The 18,519-nt window shown below is 49.0% G+C and carries 16 protein-coding genes; 6 read left to right on the top strand and 10 right to left on the bottom strand.

What is annotated here, in order from left to right:
* The first annotated feature begins 61 nt into the window (after positions 1 to 61).
* Entirely contained in the window at positions 62 to 907 is an 846-nt protein-coding gene (gene rlmJ, locus N7386_RS20835) for a 23S rRNA (adenine(2030)-N(6))-methyltransferase RlmJ (RefSeq protein WP_279770805.1), read from the top strand.
* A 39-nt stretch (positions 908 to 946) separates the two neighbouring features.
* On the opposite strand, the gene N7386_RS20840 is transcribed toward rlmJ, so the two are convergent.
* Genes N7386_RS20840 through N7386_RS20850 form a run of 3 tightly spaced genes read right to left on the bottom strand, consistent with a single transcriptional unit; the run spans position 947 to position 3,311 of the window.
* Positions 947 to 1,666 (bottom strand): lytic transglycosylase domain-containing protein, encoded by a 720-nt coding sequence (locus tag N7386_RS20840; protein WP_023266137.1) that lies wholly within the window; start codon positions 1,664 to 1,666, stop codon positions 947 to 949.
* Positions 1,666 to 2,694: a DUF3137 domain-containing protein gene (locus N7386_RS20845; protein ID WP_109286697.1), complete on the bottom strand. Its 1,029-nt coding sequence runs from the start codon at positions 2,692 to 2,694 to the stop codon at positions 1,666 to 1,668. The genes N7386_RS20840 and N7386_RS20845 overlap by 1 nt, the downstream gene beginning before the upstream one ends.
* 50 nt (positions 2,695 to 2,744) lie before the next feature.
* The gene (locus N7386_RS20850) at positions 2,745 to 3,311 is read right to left on the bottom strand and encodes a LemA family protein (RefSeq protein ID WP_011624553.1); all 567 of its coding nucleotides are present in this window, start codon (positions 3,309 to 3,311) and stop codon (positions 2,745 to 2,747) included.
* A 466-nt stretch (positions 3,312 to 3,777) separates the two neighbouring features.
* Between N7386_RS20850 and N7386_RS20855 the strand changes: the two genes are divergently transcribed.
* The gene (locus tag N7386_RS20855) at positions 3,778 to 5,385 is read left to right on the top strand and encodes an AbgT family transporter (RefSeq protein ID WP_279770810.1); all 1,608 of its coding nucleotides are present in this window, start codon (positions 3,778 to 3,780) and stop codon (positions 5,383 to 5,385) included.
* Between the two features lie 92 nt (positions 5,386 to 5,477).
* Here the strand turns inward: N7386_RS20855 and N7386_RS20860 are convergent, their stop codons facing one another.
* The 4 genes from N7386_RS20860 to N7386_RS20875 form a co-directional block, all read right to left on the bottom strand.
* A complete protein-coding gene (locus N7386_RS20860; protein WP_279770812.1) occupies positions 5,478 to 5,777 on the bottom strand; it encodes a hypothetical protein in 300 nt (99 codons plus the stop codon).
* 48 nt (positions 5,778 to 5,825) lie between these two features.
* Entirely contained in the window at positions 5,826 to 6,122 is a 297-nt protein-coding gene (locus tag N7386_RS20865; protein ID WP_279770814.1) for a hypothetical protein, read from the bottom strand.
* Positions 6,123 to 6,236: 114 nt separating this feature from the next.
* Positions 6,237 to 9,371: an efflux RND transporter permease subunit gene (locus N7386_RS20870; RefSeq protein WP_011718758.1), complete on the bottom strand. Its 3,135-nt coding sequence runs from the start codon at positions 9,369 to 9,371 to the stop codon at positions 6,237 to 6,239.
* 9 nt (positions 9,372 to 9,380) lie between these two features.
* Positions 9,381 to 10,529 carry an efflux RND transporter periplasmic adaptor subunit gene (locus N7386_RS20875; protein WP_086902475.1) on the bottom strand — a complete coding sequence of 383 codons (1,149 nt, stop codon included), beginning with the start codon at positions 10,527 to 10,529 and terminating at the stop codon, positions 9,381 to 9,383.
* An 848-nt stretch (positions 10,530 to 11,377) separates the two neighbouring features.
* Between N7386_RS20875 and N7386_RS20880 the strand changes: the two genes are divergently transcribed.
* Positions 11,378 to 12,124, top strand: a complete 747-nt coding sequence (locus tag N7386_RS20880; protein WP_086902476.1) for a TorF family putative porin — start codon at positions 11,378 to 11,380, stop codon at positions 12,122 to 12,124.
* Positions 12,125 to 12,225: 101 nt separating this feature from the next.
* Here the strand turns inward: N7386_RS20880 and N7386_RS20885 are convergent, their stop codons facing one another.
* Entirely contained in the window at positions 12,226 to 12,915 is a 690-nt protein-coding gene (locus N7386_RS20885) for a DNA-3-methyladenine glycosylase I (protein WP_086902477.1), read from the bottom strand.
* Positions 12,916 to 13,118: 203 nt separating this feature from the next.
* On the opposite strand from N7386_RS20885, the gene N7386_RS20890 reads away from it, so the two are divergent.
* On the top strand, positions 13,119 to 13,766 hold the full coding sequence (locus N7386_RS20890; protein WP_086902478.1) for a glutathione S-transferase family protein: 648 nt from the start codon (positions 13,119 to 13,121) through the stop codon (positions 13,764 to 13,766).
* 276 nt (positions 13,767 to 14,042) lie between these two features.
* Here N7386_RS20890 and N7386_RS20895 read toward each other — a convergent pair whose 3' ends face one another.
* Positions 14,043 to 14,573 carry a thioesterase family protein gene (locus tag N7386_RS20895; protein ID WP_011718763.1) on the bottom strand — a complete coding sequence of 177 codons (531 nt, stop codon included), beginning with the start codon at positions 14,571 to 14,573 and terminating at the stop codon, positions 14,043 to 14,045.
* Positions 14,574 to 14,701: 128 nt separating this feature from the next.
* On the bottom strand, positions 14,702 to 16,741 hold the full coding sequence (gene prlC / locus N7386_RS20900) for an oligopeptidase A (protein ID WP_279770820.1): 2,040 nt from the start codon (positions 16,739 to 16,741) through the stop codon (positions 14,702 to 14,704).
* 268 nt (positions 16,742 to 17,009) lie between these two features.
* Between prlC and N7386_RS20905 the strand changes: the two genes are divergently transcribed.
* Together N7386_RS20905 and N7386_RS20910 are read left to right on the top strand one after the other, a co-directional pair.
* Positions 17,010 to 17,798 (top strand): hypothetical protein, encoded by a 789-nt coding sequence (locus N7386_RS20905; RefSeq protein ID WP_279770823.1) that lies wholly within the window; start codon positions 17,010 to 17,012, stop codon positions 17,796 to 17,798.
* A 95-nt stretch (positions 17,799 to 17,893) separates the two neighbouring features.
* Complete coding sequence (locus N7386_RS20910) at positions 17,894 to 18,409, top strand: hypothetical protein (protein WP_279770824.1); 516 nt, start codon at positions 17,894 to 17,896, stop codon at positions 18,407 to 18,409.
* Positions 18,410 to 18,519: the final 110 nt, after the last annotated feature.

Genomic DNA, 18,519 nt, shown 5'->3' on the forward strand with positions numbered 1-18,519 from the left:
GTATAATTGCCCACATGCGTTTGCCTCCCTTTGCATTGTTTGCAAATAACTAGGATCCTCCATGTTAAGTTACCGCCACGGTTATCACGCCGGCAATTATGCCGATGTGCTGAAACACGCTATTTTGCTGCAAACTTTGCAGTTAATGCATAAGAAAGACAAACCCTTAGTCTATATCGATACCCATGCAGGTGCCGGCGGTTATGCGTTAACGGATGAGTTTGCTCAGAAGACGGGTGAATACCTCGAAGGCGTAGCTAAGCTTTGGAATAAAACCGATCTGCCAAAATCCCTGCAGGATTATGTAGATGCGGTGCGTCACTTTAACGAAGACAATCCAGAAGAACTCAACTTTTATCCAGGTTCTCCCGCCATTATCGATATGGAGCTGGGGCCGAAGGATCGTATGCTGCTGCACGAGCTGCACGGTACCGATCATCTGCTGCTGGATGAGTATTTCGAGCAGGATAAGCAGGTAAAAGTCATCAAGGGCGATGGCCTTAAAGGCTTGATTGCTGCGGTACCGCCACTTGAGCGCCGCGCACTGGTACTTGTCGATCCCAGTTATGAGATTAAGACCGACTATCAAACGGTCGCCGAGACCTTAATCAAGGCGCATAAGCGCTTTGCCACCGGCATATTTATGCTCTGGTATCCCGTAGTCAACCGCGCGCAGACGGAAGAAATGCTTTCCCGCTTAGCCAGCAGCGGTATTAAGCGCCAGCTACGTATCGAACAGGCAATCAAACCGGACTCCAATGAATTTGGCATGACAGCCGCAGGACTATGGGTGATCAACCCACCTTGGCAACTGGATGAAATCGCGACTGAGATGCTCGATTACCTCGGCAAAAACTTAGGCCAAGCCGATGGCAATGTCATCGTTAAATGGGAAGTCGGCGAATAAGCCAATCCTATTGCGTCATCACCGCATGCAACAGAGCAGCTAGACTTTGGCGCTGCGGTAACGTTTTAGCAGAATTTGCACCCGCTCCACATAGGCTTGGGTTTCTGGATAGGGAGGAATACCGTTGTATTGGGTCACTGTGGTTGGCCCAGCATTGTAGGCGGCGCAGGCCAATGCAATATCTCCATTGAACTGTTTTAGCATTTGCGCCAAATACTTACTGCCGCCGAGAATATTCTCCTCCGGCAAAAAGGCATTGGTCACGCCCATCTCTTTGGCGGTTTCGGGCATCAATTGCATCAGGCCCATTGCGCCAGTACGTGACAAGGCCCTGGCATTAAAGGCCGATTCAGCGTGGATCACAGCGCGGATAAGTGCAGGGTCTAATTGATGTTTATGGGCCGCACGGCTGATCAAGCTATCGTAATTGCGGGTAAACAGCCGAATACCATTCCAGTCAATTTTGGAGTCAGGGCGACAGGCAAAGCAGTCATAGAGCAGGATTTGATACTCATTGGTGGTCGGCGCTTTATCGGTAAAAGCCGTGACACCATTGGCCTGTAGATATTGATAAACTTTGACTTTTTCTTGCCCAGTGTTACTCACAATACCGCTTTCAGAATAACGGGCCACAATACGAGGCTTAGGCTTGGCTTCATCGGCAAACGCGGCCGCAACACTTCCCCAAGCCAACCACAAACCAAGGCTAATGATGGCTATCGACTTAAGGCAAAGTGGCGAAGAATGCGTTGCTGGCATCAAAGTCCCGTGTGTTCGTTTAGTTTAAGTACTTCAATAATAGCAAAGAGTTGCTTCATCTCACGGTTTAACTGGCTAAATTCGGCCGAAAAATTAGCACTGTCGAAGATAGATTGCATCTGGAAACGACTACGGCGATTTGGCAAAAACAAGATCAAACGATTGCGGAAGAAGGCGCATTGAATATCCCCATCGAAGGATTTTGCCAATTGTTGCAAGCGCTCCATAAAGGCGGTATTGAGCAAATAGCGCGACTCGATTTGATCCGTTGAAAACACATCGAACTCTTTTTCGAACAAAGGATCTTCAAGCTTCACCCTTTGCAGCCCTGAGTGGCTGTCGGATAAGAAATTTGCCAGCCCACCGCGATCCTTCAATACCACGGTATGACCAATAAATTGCTTATGGCTACTTAGCTCAACCACAGTGCCGCGAAAGCGGGTCTCGGTGCGGGTCACGGTGCGGCGTTTATTGCCGTCCCACTCCTCCACTCGCACGTCTTTGGTTAGGGTTAACTCATTGACGACTAACTCGATGCCCTTGTATTGGCCTTGAATATAATCACCAAAGCTCGCCTTATCGTAATTAGGTAGCACCTTAGCCGCACTGAGGCGATTCATGTCGAGGCGCATCTCGCGGTTGTAGATAAAATCCTCACCAAAGTACTTAAACATGATGGGATAAATTTCTTGCTGTACTTGCCGCTTAAACTGCCGAGTCGGTGTAAAACTCCAAAACCCTAATCCCAATAGCGCGACCAACGGCAGCGGAAACAGCATGAGCCCACGGCTATGCCCCAATAGCGCTAACAGCACGAGACCTACGACTATCGCCAAACTAAGATATAAGCGTTTACGTGTGGCCTTAAGGCTGTTGACGCGCTTAGTTTCATAGCGGGCGGCGAGCGGCGCCAGTTGGGTATCGTAGTACTCCTGCAGCGACGCCCTATCCGAAGCGTCGGCTGACAATCTTGCCGCCTGTCGCTGAGCCTTGATGGGACTACCTAAGATAAAGGTGAGTATATTCATTCAGTTAATATGTTTGCGGAGCCTATCTTGGCCCCGCAAATATCGAAGGATTACAGATAATCCGCCGCGTCTATCGGCGCTTTAGAGGCTTCATTCACCTCGTAGAATGGCATCACCTTGATGTTTGCCATCGACGCAATAATCGACCCGGGGAAAATCTCAACGGCAGTATTTAACTCAGACACCGCCGAATTATAGAAACGGCGGGCAGCAGAGATATGGGCTTCGACCTCGTTATAGGTTTGCATAGCCTCGAGCATAGTATTGTCCGACTTCAGCTCGGGATAGCTTTCAACGCTCACCATCAAGGCACCCATTTTATCGTTCAGCTTCTCGGCTTGCGCGATATGCTCTTTCACCGCATTCGGATCTGTCTTGTTGTAATTGCGGGTTAATTGCGTGCGTAGCTCAGTGATTTCAGTGAGTAATGACTTTTCATGATCCATAAATCGCTTGGCGATTTTGAGGATATTGGGCACAAGATCGGCGCGCTTGGCTAACTGCACATCGATTCCCGACAGGGCTTCGAGGGCGGTATTGCGCTTTTTGACTAGGCTGACGTACCAAAGGTAGGTGACGATAAAAATCAGCGCTAATCCTAATAACAGTTTGTCCATCTTCCATCCTTAGGGTTTGTTCTTAGTCTCAACGGGTACAGCTAAACATAAATGGCCAAGAATTTCATCTAAAGCGATAGCTAACGCAATGAAATATTAGCTTTAGCTACTCTGGTCAGAGCATTAAGCAACAAAATGACCAGCGAGATTATTCAGCTTGGATACAGAAAAACTAGGCTATAGTGTATATGCACAACGTTAAGAGCAACCTTTTTGCTCGTGAATACTGGACTCCTAGTGAGTCCATTTTTTTACCCCGCATTTCCCCCATAATCCGCCGCACAGCCGCAGTTGCAACATTTAAGTTTCAATTAAAGCTTAACCATCATACTTTTCGGCCAATTTTTTAACTTTCACCTTAGCGTTAATCCAACCACTTGGGCCAGACATAGCTCTGCCAAGTACGCCGCATCGATTCTGCTCCCGGGTAAAGAATGCGCTAGCAAAGGTCGACAGAGGCAAGAGAATGAGCTCGAAATCCAACGATATTCCCGTCAATTCACCACAGGCCGACGACATGAGTTCTCGCGGCTGGTTTGTCCGTTTTCTTAATATTGTCGAACGCTTAGGGAACCTACTCCCCCATCCTATTACCTTGTTCGCCCTGTTCTGTGTCGCCGTGATCTTAGTATCGGGCATTGCGGGCTACTTTGGATTAACGGTCACCGATCCGCGCCCCGAGGGCGCCCACGGCCGAGGTGCCGATGGACTTATTCATGTGGTCAGTCTGATGAATGCCGAAGGCTTGCGGATGATAGTGTCCAACTTAGTCACTAACTTCACTGGCTTTACGCCCTTAGGCACTGTGTTGGTCGCCCTACTGGGTGTGGGTATCGCCGAGCGTTCGGGACTGTTATCCGCGGCGATGCGTGCACTCGTTATGGGCGCGTCGAAGCGTTTGGTGACGTTAACTATCGTATTTGCCGGCATTATGTCGAACACGGCGGCAGAGCTTGGATATGTGGTATTAATTCCCATGGCGGCGATGATCTTCCACTCCTTAGGTCGCCATCCACTGGCGGGGCTTGCCGCAGCATTTGCTGGGGTATCAGGGGGATACAGCGCTAACCTATTGCTTGGTACTGTCGATCCACTGTTATCGGGTATCACTGAGGCGGCGGCGCGAATGATCGATCCCGACTACAACGTCGGCCCCGAGGTTAACTGGTACTTTATGTTTGTCTCGACCTTTGTGATCACTTTCCTCGGGGCCTTTGTGACCGAGAAAATTGTCGAGCCGAAACTGGGCAAGTATCAAGGCGATGATGCCGATGAAACCGTGCACCAACCCATGGGCAATGTCACCGAGCTGGAAAAACGCGGCCTCAAGTGGGCGGGATTATCTATGCTGGTGCTAGCGGTAATCCTTGCGCTGTCAGTCGTGCCAGAGGGTGCGCCACTGCGCGATCCTAAAACCGGCCTGGTCTCGGGTTCGCCCTTCCTCAAAGGCATCGTCGCCTTTATCTTTATCTGTTTTGCTATCCCGGGTTTTGTCTACGGCAAGGTCGTTGGCAGCATTAAAAACGATAAAGACGTTATCAATGCCATGTCGCACAGCATGAGCACTATGGGGCTGTATATCGTACTGGTGTTTTTTGCGGCGCAATTTGTGGCCTTCTTTAACTGGAGTAATCTGGGTGCCGTGTTAGCCGTGCTGGGTGCCGATGCCCTGCAATCCATTGGCTTAACTGGGCCAATCCTGTTCCTGTTTTTTATTATGATCTGTGGCTTTATCAACTTGATGCTGGGTAGCGCCTCGGCTCAGTGGGCCATTACCGCCCCCATTTTTGTGCCCATGCTGATGTTAGTCGGCTATGCGCCCGAAACCATTCAAGCGGCCTACCGTATTGGCGACTCAGTGACTAACTTAGTCACGCCTATGATGAGTTATTTCGGGCTGATTTTGGCCGTGGCTTGCCGTTACCAGAAAAACCTTGGCATAGGCACGCTTATCGCCACTATGCTGCCGTACACCTTAGTGTTTTTCGTTGGCTGGACGGCGTTCTTCTTCCTGTGGGTGTTTGGCTTTGGTCTGCCTGTGGGGCCAGGCGCAGCCACTTACTACACACCTTAAGCCGAGGTTTGCCTACGTCCCTAACCAAAAGGGCGTCGAAGCTAAGCTCGACGCCCTTTTTGATGTCCGAATTCATGCAGGGATTAACGGCTTCAGTCGTATAACCATTCCATTAAAAAACTACAGATCAGCAAGAAAACCCCCAGATTAAACACCACAGTCTGTAACTTTGCCTTAGGCGATTTATCCTCGGCCTGACTCATCACTTGGTTGAGGGGAGTAAAAAACATATTAGGGTCCAGCCCCATGCCAATAAAAAATACTGCGACGGCAAAGAGGCGACACAGCTCAGGAACGGCCAGTTGCTCAAGATAAAACTCATAGGCGCCATAGGCGACCATGCCCAGCGCGATACAATGGCAAACGACTGCCATGATAAGCTGCTTAGTCATAAAACCTCTCACCGATGACACCACTTTGCTCCTAAAGCCAACACACTGTTACTCATTATGCGGCTGATAATATTCGGCGCGCAGTCTATCTCTTTTACGTTGTAACCGCACCCAGTCAAACCAACCAAATAAAATACCTGCCACGGGATAAATACAGAGTGCCCGAGCTAACTCGCCCCAAAAGGATGTATCTGAGGTGAAATAATGGATAGTGGCGACTAAGAGGGAGGTCATGCCTCCCCAAAACAACACGCCAACGACTAGGATAAAAAACCACTTTCCCTTGGCTATTGCTTTATCCAGCGCTGCAAGTTCCTGTGACAACATACCAAGCTCCCTATCCATTATGATTCCGCCAATATGCCCGAATTGGCTAATGCTGGCTATCCATCCTTATAACGATACGCTAACAAAAAGCCCTGCATGTGCAGGGCTTTAATAATGTTAGGTTAGGTTAGATTACTCCGCCGAGGTCGGCTTTTCTTCTTTACCTTTCTTCTCGCGCTTACTGAAGATACGTTCCACAATCACGAAGAACAACGGCACGAAGAAGATACCTAGGAAGGTCGAACTCATCATACCGCCGAGTACACCGGTACCGATGGCGTTCTGGCTACCAGAACCTACACCAGTACTAATCGCTAACGGTACAACACCTAGACCGAAGGCGAGTGACGTCATCAGAATTGGACGCAAACGCACACGTACCGCATGTAAGGTCGCCTCAATAAGTCCCGCACCTTTCTCATAGAATTCTTTGGCGAATTCTACAATCAAGATGGCGTTCTTCGTCGCCAAACCGACCGTCGTCAACAGACCCACCTGGAAGAACACGTCGTTTGGCAAGCCACGACCATTCATCGCCAGTAGGGCACCGATAATCCCCAGCGGAACCACTAGGATTACTGCGAACGGTACAGACCAGCTCTCATAAAGTGCTGCCAGTACGAGGAATACCACCAGAATCGACAGAGCATACAGCGCTGGCGCTTGGTTACCCGATAAACGTTCCTCATAGGATAAGCCGTTCCACTCGATGCCAAAGCCTGGTGGCAACTGCTTCACCATGTCTTCCATGATATTCATCGCCGCACCAGTACTGAAACCAGGAGCCGTTGCGCCTTGAATGTTCATGGCAGGTAAACCGTTGAAACGTTCTAGACGAGGTGAACCATATTCCCAAGCGCCCGTTGCGAAGGCCGAGAATGGCACCATGTCGCCCTTGTTGTTACGCACGTACCAAGTGTCTAAGTCTTCAGGTTGCATACGGTATTGTGCATCACCCTGTACGTAAACTTTCTTCACACGACCACGGTCGATAAAGTCGTTTACATAGGAGCCACCCCATGCGGTTGCAAGTACGCTGTTCACGTTCGCAATCTCAATGCCTAAGGCACTCAGTTTGGCGTGGTCGATATGCAACTGATAAATTGGCGCATCTTCCTGACCGTTTGGACGAACGCCCACTAGGTTTGGATTCTGTGCCGCCATACCCAACAATTGGTTACGCGCTGCGACTAACTTGTCGTGCCCTTGGCCATTCTTATCTTGCAGGTACATGTCGAAACCGTTAGCCGTACCCAGCTCGATTACCGCAGGCGGTACGAAGGCGAATACGAAGGCTTCTTTCATTTGGCTGAATACGCCCATCGCGCGGCCCGCAATGGATTGCACATCCATACCTGGCGCTTCACGCTCAGACCAATCCTTCAAGCCAACGAAGGCAATACCCATGTTTTGGCCTTGACCCGCGAAACTGAAGCCCGCCACGCTGAACACCGATCTCACGCCCTCTTCTGCCAGATAGTGGTCAGAGACTTTCTCCAGCACTTTAAGCGTACTTTCTTGGGTTGAGTTAGTTGGCAAAATCGCCTGCGTGAACAAGATACCTTGGTCTTCGTCGGGTAAGAATGCCGTTGGCATGCGCATGAAGATCCAGCCCACAGCCACAACTAATGCAGCGTAAATCATCATGACTCTGAAGCTACGTTTTATAATGCCAGCCACGCTCGATTCGTAACGATTCGTTAAGCGATCGAAGCCACGGTTAAACCAGCCGAAGAAACCGGTTTCGATATGACCATGGCCCTTCTTCAAAGGTTTTAACATGGTCGCACAGAGTGCAGGCGTTAAAATTAAGGCCACCAGCACAGACAGCGCCATCGCAGACACGATAGTGATCGAGAACTGACGGTAAATTACCCCGGTTGAACCCGACATAAACGCCATAGGTACGAATACCGCAGACAAGGTCAGACCGATACCGACTAACGCACCAGTAATTTGATCCATCGACTTACGGGTCGCCTCGAGTGGGCTTAAGCCCTCTTCGGCCATTACCCGCTCAACGTTTTCCACCACCACAATCGCGTCGTCCACGAGCAGACCAATTGCCAGCACCATAGCGAACATGGTGAGGGTGTTGATGGAGAAGCCCGTTGCCGACAGAATCGCAAAGGTACCCAGCAATACGACAGGTACTGCGATGGTTGGAATCAGCGTCGCACGGAAGTTTTGCAGGAAGAGGTACATGATGACGAACACCAGTACGATAGCTTCGAGCAGAGTGTGTACCACGCCTTCAATCGATTTCTCAACGAATGGCGTTGTATCGTAGGGGTAAACCACATCTAGCCCAGCAGGGAAGAAGGGACGTAACTCTTCAACTTTAGCGCGAACGGCTTCTGCCGTGTCTAAGGCGTTAGCACCAGTAGCCAACTTAATCGCAATACCAGAAGCGGGTTTGCCGTTATACAGAGACTCTACCGCATAGCTTTCTGAACCTAATTCAACACGCGCCACATCACCCAAGAACACGTTCGCACCCGAAGTATCGGATTTGATGATGATCTTGCGGAATTGTTCTGGCGTTTGCAGACGGCTCTGTGCCGATACTGTCGCGTTTAACTCTTGTCCTGGCAGTGATGGCGTACCACCGAGTTGACCTGCTGATACCTGCGCGTTTTGCGCACGGATAGCGCTCACCACATCTAAGCTGGTGAGATTGTATTGGGTCAGCTTCAATGGATCTAACCATATACGCATCGCATATTGGGCACCGAAAATCTGAATTTCGCCCACGCCAGGTACACGGCTCATAGGATCTTGGATGTTAGCGCCCACATAGTCGGCGATGTCACCCTTATCTAAAGAACCGTCGGTCGAGACGAAGCCCAGTACCATTAAGAAGCCAGAGCTTGACTTGTTAACGTTAACCCCTTGAGATTGCACCTCTTGTGGTAACAGAGTCATAGCGCCCTGTAACTTGTTCTGTACCTGAACCTGCGCGATATCCGGATCGGCTTCCGCGTTAAAGGTCAAAGTAATAGACGCGTTACCAAAGCTATCACTGGTCGATGCGATATAACGTAGGTGGTCGATACCCTTCATACGTTGCTCAATCACCTGAGTCACTGAGTCTTCAACGATTTTGGCCGATGCACCTGGGTAGTTCGCACTGATCACCACTGTTGGTGGCGCAATACTGGGGTACTGCGAGACTGGCAGGGATCGGATCGACAGAACCCCCGCCAACATAATGATTAAGGCGATCACCCACGCAAAGATGGGGCGATCAATAAAAAAACGTGCCATAGCTATGCCCTATTGTGCTTGGGTTTCAGAAATAACTTTGGGAGTGACTGGTACACCTGGACGGATTTTTTGTAATCCTTCCACAATCAACTTATCGCCCGCTTCCAAACCGGCAGTAATACGCCATTGATTGTCGATAACTTCAGCGGTGGTCACAATTTTTGCTTCCACTACGCCTTGATCGTTCACCACCATAGCCACGGCTTGCCCTTTAGCGTTACGGCTAATGGCTTTTTGCGGTACTAGGATGGCTTGAGGATCGGTACCAGTATTCAGCACGGCGCGAACATACATGCCAGGCAGTAAGAGGCCATCTGGGTTAGGGAATTCTGCACGCAGGATCACTGAGCCCGTGTTTTCATCCACACTCACCTCAGCAAATTGCAGCTTACCGCTGTGGCCATAAACAGTGCCGTCTTCAAGCACTAACTGCACGTCAGCGTTATCAGCCGCTTGCAGCTTGCCTTGCTGTAATTTCGCTTTTAGGCGCAGCAATTGGGCACTCGATTGGGCGATATCCACATTGATAGGATCGAGCTGCTGAATGGTCGCCAACGTTTGGCTTTGGTTTGCCGTGACCAGCGCACCCGCAGTCACACTCGATTTACCAATACGGCCAGAAATTGGCGCTAATACTTCGGTGTATTCGAGATTGATTTTGGCGGTGTTGATTGCCGCTTCAGCGACTGTCACGCTTGCCAGCGCTTCTTTGTAAGCCGCTTCGGCTTCATCGAAATCTTGCTTACTGATAGCGTTAGTCTTAACCAATTGTTGATAACGGGCCGCTTTGGCCTTAGCAGAAGCAAGACTCGCATTCGCTCTGGCTAAATCGGCGTTAGCGCTCACCAGTGCCGCCTTGTAAGGCGCGGAATCGATTTGATAGAGGGACTCGCCCTGCTTCACATGACCGCCTTCGACAAAGCTACGCTTGGTAACAATACCGCTGACTTGAGGACGCACTTCGGCTTCGAGGAACGCCTTGCTGCGGCCGGGTAATTCGACTTGGATAACCTGAGGCTTGGCAGCCACGTTGATTACACCAACTTCCATACTCTGCGGCCCAGCGCCTGCTTGAGCTGCCTTATCCTCTTGAGGGCTACAAGCTGCCATCCACAACGCCACGCTGATTACTGAGGCAAGTTTAATTGTCTGCCGCATGAGAACTCCTTTAAATATTAACGCTACCGTTTTTTCACGCTTTCAAAGGTGAACTGACGGCCGTAATTATAACTAAAATCAAATCTGTTACTTATCGCATACCCTATAAGGATGAACAAGAAAGATAAACAAACTAAAGTGTAAACTAATGAAAATATTCACACCTTCGCGAATACCTTATTGATTGAATTGTTATCCTATTTAAGAAATATGTTAATAGTGGATAAGCTTGTTAGCGTTGTACGATACAAAACACTTATTCAGCCTACTCTATATCGAAAATGTTGCAAACCTGTTCGACACCACAGGCTGCTATCAAGCGAACCCTGATAACAGTCTATTCGATATAAATGACACTTATCCGACTACATTACGCCAATAAATAAGCATTTTTGCATATACCATCAGTCGTTTAGCTTGGCTTGGCTTGTCTGCCCGAGCCCAATATGGCTCTCTCACTTATGGTGATGCAAACAAGACGCTACAAAACTCGAATGCTTAATTCTATTGATGTAACGGTAATGATGTATGGTTTATGTAAATTCGCTTTGAATCTACATATCAGCAGAAATGAGTGACACTCAACTCTTTGAACGCGACATTTTATGACCAAGCTTAATTGAGGGCAAATCTGAAATGGCTTTTTACACCCCATTTAATGAAACTCTGCTTCCCAAAAAACGTATTTTTATTAATTAGATCACAAACACATCTCCGGCAAACTAGGTTATTTCGCCGCTTATTCACATTCATTCATATCTTTTCGTCATTGGTTCATCCCAAGCTGCAGCGCTATTCACAACTTATTTTTACGATAAAGGTGCGCTAACAATTCCCAATACTTTGAGATGATGATTATGAAGACTCGTACTAAATTTTTGCTGACAGGGGCGTTGCTTTCTTTGGCGGCAAGCTCCCACGGCGCCGAAGATAATCAACTCTTTGGCGGCACCATTAACGGCAACCTTAACTTTGCATCTGACTATGTGTTTCGTGGTGAATCAGAAACCTTAGACGGCGATATTCCTGTGGTACAAGGCACTCTGAGCTGGAATCACAACCAAGGCTGGTATGCAGGGGTATTTAGCTCCAACATCAAATTTGCCGATCCTAACTTAGAAATCGTTACCGCACCTTTTATTGGCAAAGCGGGGGAATTTGGCGACTCAGGTTTTACCTACGATGTGATGTTGTTTTCATACCTCTATCCCGGTGCGTCCTACTCCAACTACACCGAGCTATGGTTAAAAGTGGGTAAACAATTTGGCCGCGCAAATCTGCAACTCGAAGTCACCCCAACGGTTGATGATTGGTTTGGTGTCGATGGCTGGCACGGGGTTAACTATGCCTTGCACCCAAGCTATAGCTTTGACAATGGCGTAAAAATCTCGGCCTCTGTAGGTTATCAAGACCTCACGGGTGATGGCGCCGAAGGTTGGGGCCACTGGAACATTGGTTTGAGTAAAGCTTACTACGGCCTCAACTTCGACCTACGCTACCACGGCAGCACAGTGGACAGTGACCATAAGGTCTATGGCACTCAAACTCAAATCTTCGATGACAGAGTCGTCATTGGGATCAGTAAAAGCTTTTAATCGTTATGTGACTTACCCGTTCATCCCGCTGCTTCCCTGCAGTACTCCAATTGCTTGAAATATCGAGCCTTGACCAGCCAATTTGGCTGGTCCTTTTTTATCTAAATACGATTATCACCCACGCTACAGGCTAAGACGCGGCTGATATCCGCAAGACACCGACCCGATTCTTGCTGCCATTGATTGAAAGCGGCCTGCACCTGCTTTAGCGCCGTTTGCGAGCTAAAACCGGCATCCACCAGCTTATGCGCCTTAAAATAACCTTGCACATCATCGGTTAACAAAAAGGTACCCTTACCAATGCCGCGCAGGAAATAGGGCCCAGTATTGCCGCCGAGGCGAGCGCCACGCTTTTTCAATAACGCCCAGAGTCCGACGATATCTTCGGTCGGCCAGTCGGCAATCAGCTTAGCCAAGCTGCCATGTTCGCGGGCAATATCATGGATCATCAGCGCATTGTCATAAATCGCTTGAGTCTTCTTTAAATGGCGAATTAAGGTCGCATCCGCGGCGCGGGCTTGGATCTGCTCGGGCGACAACATCAACACCTTTTCAGGCACGAAATGAAAGAAAGACTGCTCATAGGCGGGCCACTTATTATCGACCACACGCCAGACAAAGCCACTCTGAAATACCTGCCGACTCATAGCAGAGAGCAAAGTAGCATCATCATACTGGCGAATTTCGGCACTGGTCAGGCAGCCTGGCAACAATGCTTCGAGCCCCTTTTTACCGCCCTTGCGCTCACTCGCTCTGGCATAGATGGATGAGAAACTTTCTAACTGGCTCATACTGTTACCTTTGGTTATCTCTATTTCACTGCGATGTTAACGCTAATAGTACCGAATTTTCGCGCGAGCGGATCATTCCGCATGGCAAACCACTTTTACGCCACTTCCACTACTTTTAAGGGAAATCCTACAGCAAGCGCCTTGATAGCGACTAAAGTTAAGTCGTAGAGTCAAAAAATGCAGGGGTTGTGGGGTCGACACCTATGGAGCTGTTCTATCATCCGTTATCACGTTATTCACAGAAGGTGTTGATTGCTCTCTATGAAAAACAAGCGAACTTTTACCCGCGGATCACCGATTTGCGCGACCCGTTAGCGCGTCAAACATTCCAGCAATTTTATCCTCCCGGCAAACTGCCGTTACTCAAAACCCACGAAGGCCAACTGCTCCCCGAGTCCAGCATCATCATCGAATACCTAGACAGGCATTTCCGAAACGGTACCGAGTTACTGCCCGCCGAACCCGAGCGCAATTTAGCGGTGCGCTTATTCGATCGCATTATTGATAACGATATCAATAACCCGTTATTTCAATTGGAAAAATTAAAGCATGCGCCCGAAGGGCATGAATTTGAGATCAAGCAGATAGAAAAGCAGATGTTTATCCAGTTTCAGCGCCTTGATGCCCATTTAAGCCAAAATCACTGGGTATGCGGCGACAGTTTTACCTTGGCCGACTGCGCACTTATTCCCTGTTTAAGCTACAGTTTTGCCCACTTAAACCTGCTGGATTTAGATGAGTTAGTACGTTACTGGCAACAGGCGCAGCTGCGCGGCGCCTGGATGCTGGTGCTTGAAGAAGTGCTACTCGCCGAAATGGAGGAAGACACTGGCATCAGGAGTATTCCCTAGTGCCAACACATTAGGGCGTGTTGACGTTTCAGGGTTATTTTTGCAGCAATTTGGCTGGCGTTTATGCAAGGCGAAGTCCGTGCAGTGTAGTTATTCTACATAAACGGACGATAACGCAGCAGAAACGTCAGCCAAACGCTGCCCGAAGGGTTCGTCTAGCAAGCTCGTTCTCTTTGTCACTCGTCATTTGAGTAGAATAACTACACGTCATTCCTCGTTTCGCGAGCACGAGCTTGCCAGAACGAACAAAATCTAATCTCGAAACGTCAACACGCCCTAGCGATTGCGTTCTTTCTTCAACTGTAAAAACGCTTTCCATTTAATGACTTCTGGCGGCAACTCGGGAGCAGGATCGGTATAACCCGCTTCTTTGACTAACACATCTAGCGGGACTTGCTTACCTTTACAGACAAACACACCACGCACATGCACTATGCAGTGCAAACCGCGTTCACTCACAAAGCGTTGTTCAATATAAAAATATTTCTCATCCCAGCCCACGACCTTGGTTTCAATCTCAAACTTTTTCAGGGGCTTGATATCGCGGATATAGGTAAATTCGGCGGCGTTAACAATCGGCATCCACTTTAATTTAAGGAAACGCTTCAACAGCCCCATTTCAGCCAACATATAGGTACGCGCCAGATCCATAAACGCTGGATAGCGGGAGTTGGTCAGGTGGAAGTTGATATCGCAATCGCTGGGTAATGCCCGGTAAGTAATGCGGCTCGTGCCCAAAAAATCAATCTTACGGCAGTGACGCGTGCGCCAAAACAACAACCAAAACAAACGGAAATACAGATTCATATGCAGTCGCCCTAAAAATAAGAGCCACAGGCTAACAGAGGTCATACCAGAGGGCAAGCGAGATCTAGCTCACAAAAAAGGCGCCAAATGGCGCCTTTTTATGCTCAAGCATTCCTATTGAGTCTGGCTTAAGCAGCAATCCCAGAGTGGCGCAGCAGCGCATCGATACTCGGCTCGCGACCCATAAATTGTTTGAACAAGCCCATAGGCTCGGCTGAACCGCCCATTTCGAGAATGTTGTGCAAGAAGCTACGGCCCGTGTCAGGATTGAAGATGCCCTCCTCTTCGAAGCGAGAAAACGCATCCGCCGACAGCACTTCTGCCCACTTGTAGCTGTAGTAACCCGCGGCATAACCGCCCGCAAAAATATGCGCAAAACCATGTTGGAAACGGTTAAATGCAGGCGGAATTAACACGGCTACCTGACGACGCACTTCGTCCAAGGTCTCTTGAATACGCGCCCCTTTGGCGGGGTCATATTCGTGGTGCAATCTAAAATCGAACAGTGAAAACTCCAACTGGCGCAACATCATCATGCCTGATTGGAAGTTTTTCGCCGCTAACATCTTGTCTAACATGGCTTTTGGCAAAGGTTCACCGGTTTCGTAGTGACCGGAGATCTCCGCTAAGGCTTCTTCTTGCCAGCACCAGTTTTCCATAAACTGGCTAGGCAATTCGACCGCATCCCAAGGCACGCCGTTGATACCTGACACGCCAGCCACGTCGATTTTGGTTAGCATATGGTGAATGCCATGGCCAAATTCGTGGAACAGCGTCGTCACTTCATCGTGGGTAAAGAGTGCCGGTTTGCCATCTACAGGGCCGTTAAAGTTGCAGGTGAGATAAGCCACAGGCTTTTGTAGACCCGTAGGCGTGTGACGACGCACTCGGCAATCATCCATCCAAGCGCCGCCGCGTTTACCCGTGCGGGCGTATAGGTCTAAATAGAAGCTGCCTCTGTGCTCGCCCGTTTCGTCGAAAATATCGAAGAAGCGCACGTCTTTATGCCAACGGTCGAACTCAGTTTGCTCGACAATCTTTAAGCCAAATAGGCGCGAGACAGTGTAAAACAAGCCAGAGAGCACTTTATCTTCGGGGAAGTAAGGACGCAGCAACTCTTGAGAAATCTCATACTTATGTTGCTGTAACTTCTCGGCGTAGAAACTCAAATCCCAAGAAGCCATTTCGCTCACGCCGTACTGCTCCAGCGCAAAGGCTTTTAACTCAGCCAGTTCGGCTTTGGCCTGATCTTTAGAGCGCAGCGCTAATTCATTTAAGAATGCCATCACCTGCGCAGGCGTTTCGGCCATTTTCGTCGCGAGGGATTTTTCGGCAAAACTATCAAAGCCTAACAATTGCGCCAACTCGTGGCGCAGCGCAAGGATTTCATCCATCAAGGGACCATTATCGAATTCACCCGCATTTGGACCTTGATCCGAGGCGCGCGTCACGTAGGCGCGGTAACACTCTTCACGCAGGCTACGGTTTTCGCTGTAGGTCATCACGGGTAAATAGGAAGGGAAATCTAAGGTAAATAACCAACCTTCTAATTCGCGCGCCTCGGCCATCGCTTTTGCGGCCGCCTTGGCTGAATCGGGTAAACCGGCTAATTCTGCCTCGTCGGTAATTAACTTAGTCCAGGCTTGGGTCGCATCCAGTAATTGATTTGAAAAGCCGCTCGTCAGCTCGGATAGGCGCTTAACGATTTCGCCATAACGCACTTTTTGCCCATCGTCTAAGCCGATACCTGAAAGCTCGAAGTCCCGTAAGCTGTGCTCAATCACCATCTGCTGTGCTTGGCTTAATTGGTCAAAGTCTGCTGATGCACGTAGTGATTTATATGCCTCATATAGCCCTTGGTGTTGACCCACATAGGTGCCGTATTCGGATAACAGCGGCAAACAAGCATCATGGGCGGCGCGCCATTCATCTGTGCTCACCACAGAGTTCATGTGGGAGACAGGCGACCAAATCTGGCTTAACTCATCATCCACTTGCTCGAGCGGGGCAACTAAGTTATCCCACGTAAACGGCCCTGGATTTTGCAGCACTTCATCAATCTTGGCACGACACTGAGCAATGGCCTGCTCAACGGCAACTTGAATGTGTTCAGGTTTAATCTGGGAAAAAAGCGGTAATTTTGCGCCGTTAAGCAAAGGGTTGCTCATAATGGTTCCTCTACAATCTGTGTAGCTAATAAATAAGGGCTTATCTACTATTTATCAAGGTGAGAAAACCGATTGCCCCCTTCGCAGATACACCTAGCCGTATTCAACAAAGAAAAAAGCGAACCAGTTCACAATTAAGATTTACACCAAATTTACTTACTCAATCTTGACGAGCTGATCGCAAATCAAATCCATTCTCATTAACGATCATATTCACCTGAGTTAATATCTGCACATATTCCGCATCTTTTATCAGATTGGCTTAAATATGGCAGCTTCACTTCATCCCATCCTTAGTGTCGTCGGCGTGATTAGCGTCATTTGCTTGAGTCACCCATGCTTGGCGAACGAGAGCTTAGTGCAAACCGAAGGTGTCTCAAGCAGCGTACTACCCGCAGCAACCACAGCACCTTGGGCCGCGAATCTAGACTTAGGTTGGGATAGCAAATATGTGTCCCAGGGGCGCAATAATCTGGCCGAGGGCGGAATTTATTGGCTAAATGCTAGCGTTCAATACGGCAATCTCACCACCTACGCCCTTGTCGGACGCGGCGATAGCCAAGCTTATACCGAGTGGAACATTGGTCTCGAATATGCGTTAAACCTCAGCGAACACTTAGAGGCGAATCTGGGTTATCAGCGGATTGAAGGTTATAGCAGCAGTCGCTGTCAGGATAACGAACTGTTCGCAGAATTAGCCTACACCTCCGCCCCTTGGTTAGTGCCCTCGGTGAGTTATGTGTATTCCACCGAGGCGGCAGGCTATTTTGTCGAGCTGAGTCTACACAGTTATTGGCAACTGAGTGAAAGCTTTACTCTCGCGCCTTATATAACCCAAGGGCTTGATTTTAAATATCGAACAGAAGAACACAATGGCCGTAATCACCTCCAATTTGGTTTGGAGGCCAATTATGATCTGGCCGATAATATGAGTCTCAGTGGCCATATTAGCCACAGCATTGCCCAGGACGATATTGAACTAGAAGCGGCCGTCAACGGCGACTTTAGCTCGCAGGATCAAACCTATGCGGGTGTCCACTTTAATATGAGTTTCTAAGTTTTTAAGCACGCTTCTCCGTTTGGCAAACTCTTCTCGCCCTAACTACACTCAAGAAGTCGATGGAACGACTCAGCTTGGGCGAGGAACAGGGAATGTTAACGCATCATATAAAATGGCTGTCTAACGCATTTATCTTATTGATATTTTATGGCTTACCATCATTTGCTGCTGAGCCTGAGTTAGAAGCATTATCCAAACCGACCGCAACTGAGCCCCTACCTTTAGGAACCCTACTCGACAGTGAAGGGAAACCGCTCCCTATCCCGGCTCAACAAAGCGCCTTAGATTACCAATCTCCCGTTATCGACACTGACAATATGCCTGCGAAAACAAATACCAATAAAGCAAAGTCGACGTCATCGAAAAAGAAAAAGCAGAGCCGCAAGCAACAACTCGCCAGCCGAGAGAGGGTCGCTAACAACCCCAGTTGCCGCTGGCTCAATGCCCGCATGTCACAACTCGAAACCCAGATTGGCAACCGCCCCGACAAAGCCGCGAGCTATCAGACCGATGAGCTCAGTGCCCGTCAGCAGGAATGGCAATGCCTCAAATGCGGCGCCGAAGGGCCAAACCAAGACGATCACTATCGTTGCCAATATCGCCGTTAAGTTTGAGCTAACCGCCTAAAGATAAAGTAGGTGCTTTGCTGAGATTTTTGGCGGCAAAACAAGGTCTATACCAAAGCAACCTAATGGGCTGGTCTGCAAACCCATTCCAA

It is taken from the genome of Shewanella sp. GD04112 (assembly GCF_029835735.1).
In the GTDB taxonomy this organism is placed as follows: Bacteria; Pseudomonadota; Gammaproteobacteria; order Enterobacterales; family Shewanellaceae; genus Shewanella.